The organism is Marinomonas arctica (genome assembly GCF_003259225.1).
Taxonomy (GTDB): domain Bacteria; phylum Pseudomonadota; class Gammaproteobacteria; order Pseudomonadales; family Marinomonadaceae; genus Marinomonas; species Marinomonas arctica.
The window spans coordinates 138,581-155,360 of sequence record NZ_QHJF01000009.1 but is presented as its reverse complement, the minus strand read 5'-3'; the positions used below and the strand labels follow the sequence as shown (position 1 = coordinate 155,360).

At 45.0% G+C, this 16,780-nt stretch carries 14 protein-coding genes; 12 read left to right on the top strand and 2 right to left on the bottom strand.

Annotation, left to right across the window (positions count from 1 at the left end; translation table 11 throughout):
- The first annotated feature begins 38 nt into the window (after positions 1-38).
- Positions 39-1,265 (top strand): hypothetical protein, encoded by a 1,227-nt coding sequence (locus DK187_RS06840; protein ID WP_111606590.1) that lies wholly within the window; start codon positions 39-41, stop codon positions 1,263-1,265.
- Between the two features lie 195 nt (positions 1,266-1,460).
- Positions 1,461-2,783, top strand: a complete 1,323-nt coding sequence (locus DK187_RS06835; protein WP_111606589.1) for a TolC family outer membrane protein — start codon at positions 1,461-1,463, stop codon at positions 2,781-2,783.
- Positions 2,784-2,857: 74 nt separating this feature from the next.
- Here DK187_RS06835 and DK187_RS06830 read toward each other — a convergent pair whose 3' ends face one another.
- Complete coding sequence (locus DK187_RS06830) at positions 2,858-4,156, bottom strand: M18 family aminopeptidase (protein ID WP_111606588.1); 1,299 nt, start codon at positions 4,154-4,156, stop codon at positions 2,858-2,860.
- A 124-nt stretch (positions 4,157-4,280) separates the two neighbouring features.
- Between DK187_RS06830 and DK187_RS06825 the strand changes: the two genes are divergently transcribed.
- From DK187_RS06825 to DK187_RS06805, 5 genes are all read left to right on the top strand, one after another.
- Complete coding sequence (locus DK187_RS06825) at positions 4,281-6,329, top strand: carboxy terminal-processing peptidase (protein WP_188322969.1); 2,049 nt, start codon at positions 4,281-4,283, stop codon at positions 6,327-6,329.
- 96 nt (positions 6,330-6,425) lie between these two features.
- Positions 6,426-6,755, top strand: coding sequence for a LexA regulated protein (gene ybfE, locus DK187_RS06820; RefSeq protein WP_111606586.1), 330 nt, complete (start codon positions 6,426-6,428; stop codon positions 6,753-6,755).
- 97 nt (positions 6,756-6,852) lie between these two features.
- A complete protein-coding gene (locus DK187_RS06815) occupies positions 6,853-7,431 on the top strand; it encodes a thymidine kinase (protein WP_111606654.1) in 579 nt (192 codons plus the stop codon).
- 2 nt (positions 7,432-7,433) lie between these two features.
- Positions 7,434-8,330: a recombination-associated protein RdgC gene (locus DK187_RS06810; protein ID WP_111606585.1), complete on the top strand. Its 897-nt coding sequence runs from the start codon at positions 7,434-7,436 to the stop codon at positions 8,328-8,330.
- Between the two features lie 300 nt (positions 8,331-8,630).
- Positions 8,631-9,797 carry a cation diffusion facilitator family transporter gene (locus DK187_RS06805; RefSeq protein WP_111606584.1) on the top strand — a complete coding sequence of 389 codons (1,167 nt, stop codon included), beginning with the start codon at positions 8,631-8,633 and terminating at the stop codon, positions 9,795-9,797.
- Positions 9,798-9,882: 85 nt separating this feature from the next.
- Here DK187_RS06805 and DK187_RS06800 read toward each other — a convergent pair whose 3' ends face one another.
- A complete protein-coding gene (locus DK187_RS06800) occupies positions 9,883-11,196 on the bottom strand; it encodes a DNA recombination protein RmuC (protein WP_111606583.1) in 1,314 nt (437 codons plus the stop codon).
- A gap of 138 nt (positions 11,197-11,334) precedes the next feature.
- Here DK187_RS06800 and DK187_RS06795 point away from each other — a divergent pair, with 138 nt between their 5' ends.
- The 5 genes from DK187_RS06795 (at position 11,335) to DK187_RS06775 (ending at position 16,534) form a co-directional block, all read left to right on the top strand.
- Positions 11,335-11,952 carry a YigZ family protein gene (locus DK187_RS06795; protein ID WP_111606582.1) on the top strand — a complete coding sequence of 206 codons (618 nt, stop codon included), beginning with the start codon at positions 11,335-11,337 and terminating at the stop codon, positions 11,950-11,952.
- 2 nt (positions 11,953-11,954) lie between these two features.
- Positions 11,955-14,783, top strand: coding sequence for an RNA polymerase-associated protein RapA (gene rapA / locus DK187_RS06790; protein ID WP_111606581.1), 2,829 nt, complete (start codon positions 11,955-11,957; stop codon positions 14,781-14,783).
- A gap of 6 nt (positions 14,784-14,789) precedes the next feature.
- Positions 14,790-15,440 carry an RluA family pseudouridine synthase gene (locus DK187_RS06785; protein WP_223232341.1) on the top strand — a complete coding sequence of 217 codons (651 nt, stop codon included), beginning with the start codon at positions 14,790-14,792 and terminating at the stop codon, positions 15,438-15,440.
- A gap of 585 nt (positions 15,441-16,025) precedes the next feature.
- The gene (locus tag DK187_RS06780) at positions 16,026-16,235 is read left to right on the top strand and encodes an addiction module protein (RefSeq protein ID WP_100188733.1); all 210 of its coding nucleotides are present in this window, start codon (positions 16,026-16,028) and stop codon (positions 16,233-16,235) included.
- Positions 16,232-16,534, top strand: a complete 303-nt coding sequence (locus tag DK187_RS06775; RefSeq protein ID WP_204355591.1) for a type II toxin-antitoxin system RelE/ParE family toxin — start codon at positions 16,232-16,234, stop codon at positions 16,532-16,534. Before DK187_RS06780 ends, DK187_RS06775 begins: the two co-directional genes overlap by 4 nt.
- Positions 16,535-16,780: the final 246 nt, after the last annotated feature.

Sequence of the window (16,780 nt, the reverse complement as noted above, 5' to 3'; positions counted from 1 at the left end):
TAGTATTGTATAAACAAACAAGCAAGAAGGACGCTATTATGAAAAATTCAACTTATTTCTGCTTTGGTATTCTCTTAGGCACAGTCGCACCTATAGCGTTTGCCTCACCCGTTAATGCCGTTATCGGCCTGAACAACAGTCAGGTCGTACAAAACAGCGCACAGCTAAGCTTTCAGCCAAACCTAGGCACATTACTCCCGTTACAAGAAAGCTTCTCTCCCATTACTCACTTACAAAACAACCTTGACTCTCAATGGTTCGATCAAATTGGCCAAAAAGTGAGAGTGGAACACAAGCAAAGAGACTTAAATTATACGGGGACACTGACAAGTATTGAGCAAGATAACCGCACGTTTTTAGTCTCGATCGATGAGCGACCAACCACCCTGCCATTAGACGATTTTTATCTCATTCCGTTAGAAAAAATGGGCACTGCGACCACGCCAAAGACAGATTTAATGGTGAGCTACCAGACCAATCAACTGTCCTGGACACCGCAACTCAGTCTCATTTTTGAAGGCGACAACGTCAGCGTCTCTCAGCAAGCCCTCTTACACAACCGCTCTAACACCGCCGTTACCATACAGAATAGTCTGCTCCACTATGCTAGCAACTCACCCACTAGACTGTTTAAAGCAGAGCGAAGTAGCCTAGCCATGAGTGCTGACCAACAGTCAATAGACTATCAGGATAACGAAATCAGCTACCCACTTGGCAACAAGGATCTTAAGATGGCACCCTATTCTAATGTCCTAATTCCTTTACCAAGTAGTGCGAGCAAGGTAGAAAAACAAACTCATACCGCTCAACTGTACACCCATGAAAACAGCTCAGGAAAAATGGAGCTGAGTTTTTACAACAACATCCGCTTCACTTTCCAAAAAGATGGATTACCAGGAGAATACAGAACCTTCCAAAAACGAGGTAATTTGCTGATCCCAAGCAATACTGTCTTCTTAAAGACCGTACGCGCGGGTTATCCAACGAATGTTGTCGCAAACAAAAGCCAAGATATAACAGGCTCACTAACCTTAGTTAACGCCTCCTCTCAAAAATTACCTGCCACACAAACTTGGCAGGCCACTATTGAAAACCTCTCGAACCAAGATCAAGATTATTCAATAGAACAAAATACCAACGGTATCATCGACACATTGAAAGGCAATGAGGCCAAAAAACTCTCGGCCAATAGCCTAACTCTAGACGGTAAAATCAAAGCCCATTCGAAAAAAACCATCACATACACAATTGAGTTAAAAAATTAGTTGGGACAAAACCTCTGCATTGAGTCGAAAACGTTCGGCTCTTGCATTAATTTTCCACATTAAAGGCCTATTTAAAATATTTCGTTATGATATGGTCAATAGTCATAATAGATATAGCGAGAATAGCACTGCCACAAGTGAAAAACTTGAGGTAGTATTATAACTATATTTCATACTACGAGCCCACAGAGATCTATGAAAAAGCATATTATATCATCACTTATCGCTGCAGCCGTCCTAAGTAGTACGACTGCCCACGCAGAAAGCATTTACGAAGTATACAAGCTTGCTAAACAACACGATCCAGGCTTAAGAGCGGCGGCCGCTACTTATCGAGCTGAAAATGAAGGTGTCACCGTCACCAAGGGTAATCTTTATCCCAATATCAGTTTCAGTGGAAACTTAGGCTACACAAATACCGATGCGGATACAGGCAATAGCGACAACAACTCGAATTCTTTGGCGATTTCATTAGATTATCCCATTTATTCTCCTGCGCTTAATTATGCGGTAGATGCGGTAGAGCTCAGCTATGAAAGCGCCGGTATTAGCTTTGACAATACAGAAGAAGACCTTGCATTAACTACCTTGACTGAATATTTCAATCTATTGATTGCACAATCTACATTGCAAACCACCGAGGCTTTAGTAAAAAGTACTGCAAGCCAACTTGATCGAGCTAAAAAGCAATATGAAGTGGGTCTAGCATCCATTACTGACCTACAAGACGCTCAAGCGGAATACGACTCTGTCCGTGTAACAGAACTAAGCGCTCGCTCTGATGTATCTTATGCACAAAAAGCACTTTATCAAAGAACTGGGCGAGAAATACAAAGCATTCCTCAACTGGCAAAAGATTACCCTATTCGTCTTGACCCGGCTATGACAGTGGATTCTTTGATCGCAAAAGCCCACCGTGACAACAAAGAGCTGCGCATTTTGAACCTCTCTGTTGCCAGTGCTGAAAACAACATCAACATTCAAAAAGCCAATGGTCGCACGCCAACAGTAAAGATCACAGGGGAATTATCACGTAAAGATAGCGACACTAGCCCAGCAAACCAAAATCAGGATGGCGTTACCAACACCTCTTCGATTGGACTAGGCGTTAGCATTCCTCTTTACAGCGGTGGCGCTATTAATGCTTCTGTTAGACAAGCAGTCGCCGAAGCAGAATCTGCCACAGAGCAAAGAGCAAGTTCATTACAAAGCATTGAACTGAATATTCGTAGCCTTTATCTTGACCTGCAAACTGCTGTCGCTCAAATCGAAGCGCAACAACAGTTAATTCGCTCACGTGCCAGTGCACTTGAAGCGACTACAGCAGGCTATGATGTTGGCACACGCAACCTTGTTGAATTGCTTGACGCACAATCAAACCTGTTCGATGCTCAAAATACTTACGAGCAATATCGCTATAACTTTGTCGTGAAAAAACTCAGTTTGTTGGAAGCGACAGGGGATCTAACCGAAGATAAGATCAAAGAGTTAGACAAGTGGTTAATCGCAAAAAACTAATACTACGTTCATAGAAAAAGAAAAAGCCGCCAATCAAATGACTGGCGGCTTTTTTATTGACCGATCCATGCCAATTAACGCGTCATTAACTTCTCTCGCTGAGTAAAACGGGTCAATACCTTATACAAGCCGTAAGCATCACGACTACCGGCCAGTTCACGAATAGAGTGCATACCAAACGTCGGTAAACCAATATCAATCGTTGGCACGCCAATCTCACCAGAGGTAATTGGCCCAATAGTACTGCCGCACGCCATATCACTACGCACTACAAAACACTGCACTTGATAGTTTTCTTCCGCTGCAATATCACGATAGATACTGGCGGTTTCGCTGTTGGTCGCGTAACGCTGATTGGCATTGACTTTAATCACGGCCCCTTTATTAATCGCTGGTGCATGATTTTTATCGTGCTTATGAGCATAGTTAGGATGTAAGCCATGGGCATTATCGGCAGACACCAGCATGGAGCGCTGAATGGCTTGCACATACAGCTCTGGATTAGGTGTTAAACGACGTAAAACATCGTCTAAGAACGGGCCATTTGCCCCACACGCCGATAAACTCCCAATTTCTTCATGATCCGTACAAATCAGCAAACTTGGACGCTGCAAATCAGAACTCAGTAACGCTTGCAAGCCAACATAACAACTCAACAAATTGTCCAATCTGGCCGAGCAAATATACTCTTTGTGCAGTCCCACCAAAGCCGCTGGCTGAGTATCGTATAGGCTCAACTCGAAATCCAAAATCATCTCAATATCCAAATCAGCATATTGCTTTTGAAGCTGAGAGGTTAATAACGCATGCAAATCAAAATCGTTTTCAGCGCCACATAAAATCGGCAAGATCTCTTCTTGAGGATTAACAGAAAAACCTTCATTTGCCTGACGATTCAAATGAATAGCCAAGTTCGGAACCACCGCAATAGGGTCTTTGAAGTCCACCAGACGACTCACAATGTCACCAGACTGCGTTTTTAAGGTAACACGACCGGCGATAGACAAATCTCGATCCAACCATGTATGAAGCAAGACGCCGCCATACACCTCAACACCCAACTGATGGTAACCAAAACGGTCCACCTGCGCATTGGGTTTTAATTTTAAGCATGGGCTATCGGTATGGGCCCCAATCATTCGCCAGCCACTTTGACTAAAACTAAGCTGCGGCGTTGTAAAAGCAATCAAAGAAGATTCATTGCGTGTTACAAAGTATCGCCCACCCTCTTCGATGACCCAATTATTCTCTTCCAACAACTCAACAAAGCCTTCTTTAAGCAAGGCATTACGCATACTATCTGTTGCATGAAAAGGAGTGGGAGATGAACGAAGAAATGACAGTAAAGCATCATTAAAATGTGAAAATTCCATAATGTCCTATAAGCACAATTGCTTTAAAAAAGTGACTTTTTAACACTTAAGCTAGCCTTACAGCCCAGTGTCTAATATGATTTTACCAGTGACGTATAAAACAGACAGAGAGAGCCCATACCGGATGAACTATAAACGCCTTTTGCTTTGCCTTCTAATTGGCTACACCTTTACCTCAACATCGGCGTCGGCTTATCAGGAGCTACAACCTCCTCATGAATACGACAAAGTCTCCAAAGAGCTCGTTGAGATGATAGAGGGCATACATTATAACAGACCTCACATTGACGATGCCATTTCGGCCAAAGCGTTTGACTACTATATTGACGCTCTAGATCCGAGCAAAAGCTTCTTTTTACAAAGTGACATCGACGAATTATCACAATACCGCGGTAGCTTTGACGATGCACTCAGAAATGGTAATACACAAGTTGCCTTCACAATTTATAACCTCTATTTAAAACGCTTGGAAACCAGACTCGACCATATCCAAAAGCATTTGCCCGATATGGTAAAAAGCTTTGATTATGACGTCGATGAAACACTCAACGTCGACCCAGACGCGCAAAAATGGGCAACTACTCAAGCCGAGTTAGATGATTACTGGCGTAAACGCCTTAAAAACCGTGCATTAACATTAAAACTAAATGGCGAAAGTGAAGAAAAGATCATTTCGACCATTGAGCGTCGCTATAAAAACCAGCTCAAGCAAGTAGACCAAACCAATGCCACCGACGTGTTCCAAATTTTTGCCAACTCGATCACGGCAGCGCTTGATCCTCATAGCAACTACTTTGCCCCACGCGCCTCAGAAACCTTTAACATCAGTATGAGTTTGTCTCTAGAAGGAATTGGTGCGGTTCTGCAAATGGACGATGACTACACCAAAGTCGTTCGCCTTGTACCTGGTGGCCCAGCCGCGACACAAAGCGACCTAGCTCCTAATGACCGTATCATTGCCGTAGGACAAGAAGGCAAACCCATGATTGATGTCGTGGGAATGCGTCTCGACGACGTCGTCGATATGATTCGTGGTGAAAGAGACACCACCGTGATATTGGAAGTTACCCCAAGTAAAGGCGACACTCAAACCAGCAAACGCATCAGCATTGTTCGCAAAAAAGTAAAACTCGAAGACCAATCGGCTAAAAAAGAAGTGGTTGAAATTGAGCGTGATGGTGAAAAATACAAAGTTGGCGTTATTACATTGCCCACTTTTTATTCCGACTTTGCCGCCATCCAAGCGGGCGACAAAAACTATAAAAGCTCAACCAGAGACACCAAACAGTTAATTGATGAATTACGCGAAGAAGGTATTTCTGCCCTGATTCTCGACCTAAGAAACAACGGAGGCGGTTCTTTACAAGAAGCTAATGCCTTAACGGGGCTATTTATTCCCTCCGGCCCGACGGTACAAATACGTGATCAAAGTGGACGCGTTACCCCTTTAGGCGATACCGATACCGCCATCGCTTACAGTGGCCCTATGGCGGTTTTGGTTAACCGCATGAGTGCCTCTGCCTCTGAAATCGTGGCCGGCGCACTGCAAGACTACGGGCGCGCGCTGATTCTTGGCGACCAAACGTTTGGTAAAGGCACCGTGCAGGTATTACAAGAGTTAGACAAAGGACAGCTTAAAATCACCCAAGCGAAGTTTTATCGCGTGTCTGGCGAAAGCACTCAACATAAAGGGGTGATGCCAGATATTGCCTTCCCTTCTTTAATCGATAAAGAAACCATAGGCGAAAGTGCTCTCGATAATCCGTTACCTTGGGACAAAATCCATGAGACTCGTTATCCTGTGTATTGGAACATACCAGCTTACTTGCCGATTTTAGAACCGCGTCATGAAGCCAGAATGGCCAAAGATCCTAACTTTGTGGCAATAAACGATCAAATCAGTGAATTTAAATCACTGGCAGAAAGCTATAAGACCGTATCATTACAGGAAAGCACTCGAATACAGCAACGAGAAGAAGGCAAAAAAAGAGAGCTAGAGAGAGAAAATACGCGTCGCAAAGCCCTTGGCTTAGAACGGCTAACATCGGTTGAAGACATAGTACCAATCGAAGAAGACACCTATGCAAAAGAGGCTTCTGAAATACTGTTGGACTTCATTGCTACCAATCAAGTCGCACAACAGCAGGCCGATAAACAAACCGCGCAAAAGTAAGTCACTAAGCCAACAACAAAATGCGCAAATCGCGTTTTGTTGTTGGCTTTTTTTATATAAAATCCCCCTTCCACATTAATACGAATTACATGCATCATGGCAAAAGCGTCATCCGATCGGAATACAATTGATCTATTCGGCAAATCCCCTGGCCGTCCTCGCACGCAGCCGCTTACCAGAAAAGATCAGCTAAAACTGAACAAGCGTGCCCAGCGAGAAAAAGAAAAAGCTCAAGGCTTAAAACGTTTAGAGCTTATTGTAGAACAAGACATAATTGATAAATTAGATGAGTTATGTGAACTGAATGGCATCAAGCGCGCAGAATGGCTAACCTTACAAATAACCAAAAGCCTCGCCAAGTCAAAAACCATAAGGCCCTCTAAAAAAGCCACCAAAGCAATAGACACTCCGACAAACGCAAAATAAGACAACGGCACTCTTCTTACAAAGATCTCTCATTCACAATAGTGATTTGCTATACTAATTGGCCAAATTCACCAGTGAACAAATAAACAGACCTGATATGGCTAAACTGTACTTCTACTACTCGGCGATGAACGCAGGAAAATCCACCGTTCTATTGCAATCCGCTCATAATTATCGCGAGCGAGGCATGCGAGTTTTACTCCTTACAGCATCAATAGACGACCGGTTTGAAACAGGGCAAATCGCTTCCCGCATTGGCATCTCAGCAAACGCCAGCTTATTTGATAACCACACCAACCTCATCGCATTAGTCAAAGAGGAACATCAAAATAAGGCATTGAGCTGCATACTAATCGATGAAGCACAGTTTTTAACCAAAGAACAGGTTTACGACCTTTCTGAAATCGTCGATCAACTACACATTCCTGTTCTTGCGTTTGGTATTCGAACCGATTTCCAAGGCGAACTATTTGATGGCAGTAAGGCATTACTCGCTTGGTCAGACAAACTGATTGAATTAAAAACCGTGTGTCATTGTGGCAGTAAAGCCACCATGGTCATTCGACTCAATGCACAAGGAATCCCAGTTAAAGAAGGCGCACAAGTAGAAATCGGCGGCAACGACCGCTACTTGTCCGTTTGCCGAAAACACTTTAAAGAAGCCGTGAGAGACTAATTATGTGGTTCAAAAATGCCCAGATTTTCCAATTAAAAGACACCGAATCACTAGATACGAATGAATTGATCAATAAAATTCCTGAGTTTCCATTAAAAGAATGCGGCTCTCAGGAAGAGTTTTCTTTCGGCTGGCTGCCGCTTATCCGCAACAGCGAACAATGGAGTCTAGCCAGCGACCGCTGCTTATTGTTCCGTGCAGGCAAAGAAGAAAAAGTCTTGCCTTCTGCTGTGGTGCGAGAAGAACTGGAAGCCAAGGTTGCCGAAATCGAATTGATCGAAGGTCGTAAAGTGGGTCGTAAAGAAAAATCCGATATGAAAGATGAGTTGGTTTTTACCCTGCGTCCAAAAGCCTTTTCGAAACGTACCGATATTTGGGCATACATTGATCTACAAGCTAAAATTTTGGTTCTCAACAGCACCAATGCCAGCATGACAGAGCTGCTCTTTAAACATTTACAAACTACGCTTGGCAGCTTCCCCATGACACCTTTGCAGGCGCAAGTTTCGCCTTCTTCATTGATGACAGATTGGTTAGTCAAAAATGAAGTTCCAGCCAGCCTAGAAACGGGTGACGAGTGTGAAATCCAAGATTCATCCGAAGACAAAGCGACGATCCGCTTTAAATCCCTCGAGCCGTTATCTGAAGACGTGACACGTCACTTACAACAAGGCATGGCGGTCAAAAACCTTGGTCTTCGCTGGACAGACAAATTAAGCTTCGTTCTGCACGATGATCTAACATTACGCAAAATTAAATTTGACGACGCCTTAAAAGAAGCCGCCTTTAATGATTCACAAGGTGGCGGATTATCTGACATGGATGCCAATTTCTCTCTAATGTCATTGACTATGAGAGAATTTTTCGGCTCTTACTGCTTGTGGTTTGAAATCAATTAAACCCCGTCTTTTCTTAGCTCCCCAACCTTTTCCACAGATATCGTGGATAAGGTTGGGGAGAACATCGGGTAAGCTAGACAACAAGGCGCTCTTGCCATAAAGCCTCAAAATGCACCAATTTAAACAGACATTAATTCATCTTATTAGTAAAGCAATATTGCACAAAAAAACCTATACACTTTCCATTTAGTGTGGCTTAAATTCTCCTGCGCTTAATAAAAATTTAAGCAAAATTAAGTAAGCTCTATTGTGTTAACTAATTTGCGTCCTTAAACATTCACTACAGGTTAAAAAAGCCTAATGACAAAACAGAAGCAAGAACAAGACATCGCAATAAGAGTCACCCTTGTCGGCGCAGTATGGGATGCCCTACTTGGTCTGGCAAAGATTGTGGCGGGGTATTTTTCTCAATCACAGGCCCTAATCGCGGATGGTATCCACTCTTTATCCGATTTGGTCACTGATGTCTTCGTCTACTTTGCTTCGGCTAATTCCCGTCAAGGGCCAGATGAAAATCACCCTTATGGCCACCTGCGCTTTGAAACGTTGACCACAGTATTTCTTGGCATGGTGCTTATCATTGTCGCACTCGGTATTGCTTATGAGTCGGTTACTGCACCCGCATCACAAGCACAATTTACTTGGTATGGCCTCGCGGCATTGATTGCAACCATTGTCATTAAAGAAGCGATTTTCCATTACACAAAAAAAGCCGGCGATGAAATTGGCAGCAAAATGTTGGTTGCCAATGCGTGGCACAGCCGTAGTGATGCGCTTTCTTCAGTAGCTGTGTTAATAGGCTTGATCGGTGTTTACTTTGGTTATGGCTGGGCAGATATGGTGGCGTCTATTGTGGTTGCCCTTCTGATTGGTAAAATGGCCATCAGCATGGTGTGGGAAAACTTGGCGGAACTGGTAGACACGGCACCCGATCCAAAGCTCATTGCACAAATCAAAGAAACCGCTAACAGCCTCAAACATGTCATGGCGCCTCATGATGTCAGGGCAAGATCCATGGCAGGCAAAATTTACCTAGACATGCACATCCACGTACCAAGCCATGCCAGCGTCAGCGAAGGGCACTACCTTGGTGATTTAGTCGCCTACACTATCAAGAAAGCCCATTCGCAAGTGCAAGACGTGATGGTGCATATCGATACAGATGACAAAATTCAAACGGAAAGCTTCCTCCATGAATCCGGCAAACCGCCGCATTTGAAACTGCCTGCGCGCCATCAAATACTGGCAGACTTGGGCTTTTTACTACGTCAACACACGACCTATGTGGATATCCCCAACACTCGACTGCACTACCTAGACAATCGCCTTGATTTGGAAATCATCGCCAATTCAGCCAAGATTCCAGAAGGCACTGACTTGCAAAAACTGACCACTAGAATTCTTCAGGAACTGCAAACCACCAACTACATAAATAAGGCCACTGTGCTTTGGATTTTCCCAGAATAATAAGAGATCACTAATAAGCTAAGACTTTTGTAGGCCTGATTACGGTCATACCGACCTAATCAGGCATTAAACACTTTAGTTTCAACTAATCACTAGACTCGTCAGTGAGAGTATCGTCATTGAGATACTCCACTGGCAACGCCTTACTGGTCTTCGCGCCCATCAATTTGAGTTTTTCCGCTCTTGCTACCAAGTTTCCACGTCCTGCCGTGAGCTTTTTCAAGGCCGCATCGTGCGTTCGACTCACCGCGTCTAATTTACTGCCAATGTCGTCCATATCCTGAACAAAGCTCGAAAACTTGTCGTACATAGCGCCAGCCTGACGGGCAATTTCAATGGCATTTTGACTTTGCTTTTCATTGCGCCAGATATTCTGAATGGTGCGCAGGGTCGCCAATAAATTAGACGGCCCAACGATAATAATATTGTGCTCAAACGCCTCGCTAAACAAACCATTGTCAGCCTGAAGTGCCAAACCAAAAGCGGCTTCAATGGGGATAAACAACAACACAAAATCCAGCGAAGTGACACCCGGTAAATCGTGATAAGACTTGGCACTCAATTCCTTCATATGACGACGTACAGCGTCTAGATGCTGTTTCAGCGCACGATTTCTATCTTCATCAGTTTCTGCTTCCATGTAGGCCAAATAGCTGATCAGCACCATTTTGGAATCGACAATGATTTGTTTACCTTCAGGCAAATGGATCACTACATCTGGCTGCAAGCGTCGACCTTCTGCGGTTTGATAAGAGGCTTGCGTCTCATATTCACGGCCCTTTTCTAGTCCTGAGCGTTCTAATATTCGCTCCAGAATCACTTCACCCCAACCGCCCTGCAGTTTATTTTGCCCCTTTAAAGCATGGGTCAGACTCACCGCATCGTCGCTGATTTTCTGATTCAGTAGCTGCAAACCTTTGATTTCTTTTACCAAAGAAAAACGCTCACGAGCTTCTTCTTGATAACTCTTCTCGACACTTTCTTGAAACTTTTGAATTTGCGAACCAAGCGGCGTCAATAACGAACCCAACTGACGCTCGTTTTCTTTGGCCAATTGTTGACCTTGCTGACTCATAATCTCGTGAGCTATTTGCTTAAACTCAGTGGCGTTTTGCTTTTTTTGCTCCCGATAAAAAGCTTCCTTTTCTTGCCAAACACTTTGTGCTGCCGCAAATTGTTGCTCTAAAGTCAGGGACTCTTTTTCCAAATAATGAATCTGATCTTTCGATTGCTGCAAAAGACGCTGTAATTCCTCATTTTGTTGCTGCATTTTTTCTTGTGTGTGCTGCCACTGACGGCGCATAGCCTGTACAATAGCGCCAGCAATACCAGAGAGAAGAATCGCGCCGATACAAAAGCCCGATAACACCCAAACTGATTGCGAAAGCCAATCTGTCATATAAATTAAAACTCGCTATTTAACTGTTTTAAACAAAGTGAGGTCTTTACATGACGTCGCGAACAAAAACAAAACGAGTCTATTTTTAACACTGTATTGGCGCGCGCAGCGGTCATGCTAAGGTTTCGATAAGTTTACATGGATTACTACCTAAGCCCAACACACACGCAACGCTTTGATCTAGAAATAAAAAACAGTCAGTTTATTACGACCGTTTGCCGTACCAACGGCCGTGATGCGGCCAAGGCTTTTATCGAAGAGACACGCCAGCGTTACCCTGATGCGAATCATCACTGTTGGGCGTTTATTGCCGGCATGCCGCATAATGCCCATTTATGGGATCAAAGCGACGACGGCGAGCCAAAAGGTACCGCAGGGAAACCCATGTTAAATGTGTTACAGCATTCGAACTTTGGCGAAACCACCGTGGTCGTAACACGCTTTTTTGGTGGCGTAAAACTGGGGGCTGGCGGCTTGGTCAGAGCCTATAGCCAAGCGGTACAAGAAGCACTTTCGCAGACCAAATATGAAAATGTGTACCCACGCTGCCCCGTTCAGCTAAAAATCGCCTACCCTTTATTAGGCAAGGTTGAATATTGGCTAGAACACAGCGATATAGAAATAACCAACAAAACCTACAGTGACAGCATTGTGATTGACCTTGCTGTCATCGAACGTACTTGGCCTGAGCATAAAGTCACATTGACTGATTTATGCCAAGGCAGTTTAACTTTAATTGAACCGGACAACGCATAACTATGTACCAAACTGGACAAAGATGGAGTAGCCGCAACGAGCCTGATCTCGGCGTAGGCATGATAGTAGACACACAAAATAAGTCTTTTACCTTGCACTTCCCAGATGCGGAAGCGGATCGTCAATACTCAAATGACCAGACCAGTCTTGTTCGACGCACCTTAACCGTCGGCGATCAACTGCACTTCCAAGATGAAACCTTCACCGTTTTGGAAGTAGAAGAAATTAACGACCTGATCGAATACCGCATCAGCGAAGACGACGATTGGTTAGAAGAATCGGTTATTCAATTTCCACGCAACGACAAAAACGAGCTCGATTCATTATTGGCATTGTCGCCCGCTCGCCGTATGTGGTTTGACTTGCGTCGTCATACCCTCGAACACCAAGCAGCCAATGCCGCATCACCAGTACGCGGTTTGATGGGCTTAAAAGCCGAACTTCTGCCACACCAGATTTATCTGGCGCATGACATCGCCAACCGTCCGAAAGCGCGCGCCCTTTTATGTGATGAAGTGGGTATGGGTAAAACCCTAGAAGCCGGCTTAATCTTGCATCAACGCTTACTAAATGGCCTGTGCAAACGCGTACTTATTCTGACACCAACCAACCTGCAACATCAGTGGTTGGTTGAAATGCTGCGTCGCTTCCACCAGCCATTCTCACTGATCAACGAATCCGTGTACGAAGACTTCATGGAAGGCGACGACAACCCGTTTGAACAACAACCGTTTGTGATCTCACCAATCGATTGGGCGAGCCAACACCCAAAAGCCACTCAACACATGTTGGATGCGGAATGGGATATGGTCATTGTCGACGAAGCCCACCACCTTGCCTGGCATCCAGAAACACCCAGCATTGGCTACCAAGTCGTGGCACGTTTGGCCGCCAAAACAGAATCGATCTTATTGCTCAGTGCAACGCCGGAACAAACGGGCGAGCGCGAACACTTCTCTCGCCTGCAGCTATTGGATGCGGATCATTACCATGATTTCGACCACTACCAAGCCCAGCAACAAGCATTCAAACAAGCGGCAGAATTGGCCGAAGCATTACTACCATTTAGCCAAGAAAACAGCTCACCAGAAGCGCTTGATTGGAACAATGCCTTCGGCCCTTACTTAAAAGAAGTGAACGCCAAAGAATGGTTCCAAACACTCACTACCAAAACAGGGACTGAGCAAACACAGGCAGCAAAAGAAGCCATTAGCTGGTTAATTGACCGCCATGGCACAGGTCGTGAAATGTTCCGTAACACACGCGCAGCTGTGGGTGGCTTTCCGGATCGTTATCTGCATTCTTACCCATTGGACAATAACGAACACTTCGAATCGGCTAATCGTCATGTGCAACCAGAAACCGAAGTCGCTGATGGTTTATGGGAAAAAGATCCACGCTGGGTATGGTTAAAAGAGTTCCTCGAATGCCAAGCCGACAAAGTACTAGTGATTTGTCATACTGCCGACATGGCACAATGGCTAAACGACCAACTGACTTTTGCCGGCTTCCAAAGTGCCGATTTCCACGAGCAAATGCCACTGATTCACCGTGACCGTGCTGCGGCTTATTTCGCCGACGAAGACGGCGCACAAATTTTAGTGTGTTCTGAAATCGGTAGTGAAGGCCGTAACTTCCAGTTCAGCCATCACATCGTCATGTACGATCTGCCAGAACACCCAGATTTACTTGAACAGCGTATTGGCCGTCTTGATCGTCTCGGGCAATTAAATGACGTGCAAATTCACGTACCGTACATCAAACAAAGTGTACAAGAACGCTTGTTCAACTGGTATCACCATGCGTTAAACGCATTTTGCCGTACCACCGGCTCTGGCGACAAGGTCGAAGAAGCCTTTGGTGACAGCCTACACGCCTATTTGCACGGCCAAGATGACGATGCGGATTTGCTAAGTGAAGCCCGTGTTTACCACGAAGCACTGCTAAAACAAATGGAAGAAGGTCGTAATCGTTTACTAGAAATGAGCTCGTGCCGACCAGAACAAGCTCGTGCGTTAATCGATCAAATTAACCACCAAGCCACAAAAGGCTTACATCACTACATCGAGCAAGTGACTCACGCCTTTAATATTTACGCAGACTGCATCAACGACGATCCAGAACGCGCAGCTTGGTTCATCCGCCCTTCTACCGACATGATGCTCGAAGCACTTCCTGGCATCGAAGAAGAAGGCAAAATGCTTATGCTCGATCGCCGTCAAGCCAGCCAACGTGAAGACGTGGCGTTCGCCACTTGGGAACACCCGTTAATCACCATGCTCATGGACGAAGTGCAAGGCTTTGACTCTGGCAAACTTACCTCTGCTATTCTGCCTATCGCAGCATTACCAGAAGGCACCGTCTTGGTAGAAAGTATGTTCGTCATCGAAGCGACGGCCCACCCACGTTTGAAATTGGCGCAATCCCTGCCAATGACTCCCATGTGGCAACTGTCTGACTCCAATGGCAAATTCCTCCACCAGCAATTTACCGCTGACAAATGGGCGGAAAAACTCAAAGGCGTGCCAAACCGCGTCGCGGAACAATGGGTAGCCGCCTTGCGCAAAACCTTGATCGAAGTGCTGCAAGCTCACCAACTGAAAGCCCAAGATCAAGCACGCCCTATCGTTCAGGCCGCGAAAACGTCTTACCAACATCGTTGCCAAAATGAAATCGAACGGTTAGTGGAATTAAAAGCCTTCAACGACACCATTCGCGATGAAGATATCGAACGGCTTGAAATCAACATGCAAGAAGGTTTGACGCGCATCGACGAGCACCAAATCCGCTTGGATGCGATTCGTATCATCTTAACCACTAAGCCGGAATAACACCCTGTGCAGGATGTTGTGCCGAGTTTAGAGCTATCTCGCTTAGAGATATTGTACGAAGATGAATGGTTTGCTGTGATAAACAAACCTGCTAACTGCTTATCTGTGCCCGGTCGAGGCGCAGATAAGCTCGATTCTATCTTGCATCGAGCAGAATGCTTATTTGGCGAAGCCTTTGCGATTCACCGCTTGGACGAAGCCACTTCAGGCTTAATCCTCGTGGCGAAAACCCACGAATGTCAAAAACGCATGTACGCGCATTTTCGTGAACGAGAAGTCCAAAAAGAATACCGCGCCCTACTGCGCGGTCATCTTTTGGGTGAAAAAGGCGAAGTGCGAAAACCACTGCGCTGCGACTGGCCCAACCGACCCAGACAAATCATCTGCACCGACGAGTGGAGCAAAGATTCCGTCACCTACTGGGAAAAAATGGCCTACGAAAACAACACCACCCGTGTTCGACTCGTGCCCTTTACTGGCCGTTCTCACCAACTGCGTGTCCACATGCAAAGCCTAGGACACTCGATAATTGGCGATGAATTCTACGACCCAGAATATCAGCGCGATCCTCGCCTGCTACTCCACGCCTACCGGCTGGAATTTAGGCACCCGTTTACAAACGCCTGGGTGGCGTTTGTCGCGGCCTGTCCTTTCTAGATCCCCCCCGCTATAATCCAAGCAACGCCCTTCCCGCGAAAGCGGGAATCAAGCTCGGTAGGTCTCAGCTTTAGCCCGACACGGAATTCACATTCCATTCAAATGCTTTGAGCAAGGAGCTTTTTTCCGCTCTGCTGAGCGGGTAACTTTTGCCCAGATCCGCAAAAGTAACCAAAAGGTCTCTTTAAGATCTTTAATGCCTGATTTTTGTCATCGAAGAATAGCTTTACCGACGCTCTAGGGCAGTAAGGCATAGATTGTTTTTGATGCTTTTAGAAAGCCTATTTTTAACTGACCCTGAAACGCCATAAAGTCGCGCAACTTCGTCGCGTCGAACTGACTTCTTCATAGAGGCCGATAATGTTGAGGGACAAGCACAGAAGGTAACGTCTACTAATCACCAAGTCCCTTCCCCTTTTGTCTTTTCCAAGGGGAAGGCGGAGGATGGGGTGCTCTTTGGGTCTTCAAGTGTTTTTATTTCCTCTCAATGGCTTTTAGCTGAAAGAAGCGAGTGAAAAAGAGGAAATGATTATTTTGTTAATATAGGTATACTTATTTTCAAGAAACCGAACAAAGGAGCTTGGTATGTTGATTGACACGAAAAAAATTGCAGAACTGCCATTCGATGGTCAAATTGAATTAATGGAAGCCGTAATGAGTGCATTGGCTCAGAACCAAGCTGAATTTGACTCACCCAAATGGCACCTGCAAGAATTAGAAACGCGCAAGCATGAGCTTAATGAAACTGAAAAATGGCGCAGTTTTGAAGAGGTACGAGAAAGACTTAAATCGTGATATTTAACATTTTCTTTACGCCATCGGCCGAAAAAGATTTGCTCAATGCGAAGCAATTCTATGCAAAAATAAATGCGGCACTTGGTCAATATTGTGTTGACAGTTTGATGTTAGATATTGAACGGTTGCGATTTTTCGCAGGTATTCATCCTAACATTAATGGCAGATTCCGAGTTCTTGCCCGCAGCTTTCCTTTTTCAATCTACTACCAAGTTATAGACGATCAAGTCTTGATTTTAGCCGTATTAGATAATCGTCAGAATCCCAAAAGCATTGAACATAGACTTACCAATGGTTAAATCCAATACCGTAGACCAGATGAGAAGCATAGATTGGTTTTGTTGATGTGCGAAAGGATATTTTGGAATGACTCTGAAACGCCATAAAGTCGCGCAACTTCGTCGCGTCGAACTGACGTCATCGTAGCTACTCGTAGGGCGTGATAAGGGAGGTACGACCGCAATCCGCCGCTGAAAGCGAAGCTTTCATAATCCGCAGAATCCATCAACACGTCGCTGTGCCTTGTGAATAGCTAATAAGAAACT

Excerpts from the sequence above, each read along its gene's own strand:
- DK187_RS06840 (WP_111606590.1), top strand. The coding sequence starts at position 39 with ATGAAAAATTCAACTTATTTCTGCTTTGGTATTCTCTTAGGCACAGTC.
- DK187_RS06835 (WP_111606589.1), top strand. The coding sequence starts at position 1,461 with ATGAAAAAGCATATTATATCATCACTTATCGCTGCAGCCGTCCTAAGT.
- DK187_RS06830 (WP_111606588.1), bottom strand. The coding sequence starts at position 4,156 with ATGGAATTTTCACATTTTAATGATGCTTTACTGTCATTTCTTCGTTCA.
- DK187_RS06825 (WP_188322969.1), top strand. The coding sequence starts at position 4,281 with ATGAACTATAAACGCCTTTTGCTTTGCCTTCTAATTGGCTACACCTTT.
- ybfE (WP_111606586.1), top strand. The coding sequence starts at position 6,426 with ATGGCAAAAGCGTCATCCGATCGGAATACAATTGATCTATTCGGCAAA.
- DK187_RS06815 (WP_111606654.1), top strand. The coding sequence starts at position 6,853 with ATGGCTAAACTGTACTTCTACTACTCGGCGATGAACGCAGGAAAATCC.
- DK187_RS06810 (WP_111606585.1), top strand. The coding sequence starts at position 7,434 with ATGTGGTTCAAAAATGCCCAGATTTTCCAATTAAAAGACACCGAATCA.
- DK187_RS06805 (WP_111606584.1), top strand. The coding sequence starts at position 8,631 with ATGACAAAACAGAAGCAAGAACAAGACATCGCAATAAGAGTCACCCTT.
- DK187_RS06800 (WP_111606583.1), bottom strand. The coding sequence starts at position 11,196 with ATGACAGATTGGCTTTCGCAATCAGTTTGGGTGTTATCGGGCTTTTGT.
- DK187_RS06795 (WP_111606582.1), top strand. The coding sequence starts at position 11,335 with ATGGATTACTACCTAAGCCCAACACACACGCAACGCTTTGATCTAGAA.
- rapA (WP_111606581.1), top strand. The coding sequence starts at position 11,955 with ATGTACCAAACTGGACAAAGATGGAGTAGCCGCAACGAGCCTGATCTC.
- DK187_RS06780 (WP_100188733.1), top strand. The coding sequence starts at position 16,026 with ATGTTGATTGACACGAAAAAAATTGCAGAACTGCCATTCGATGGTCAA.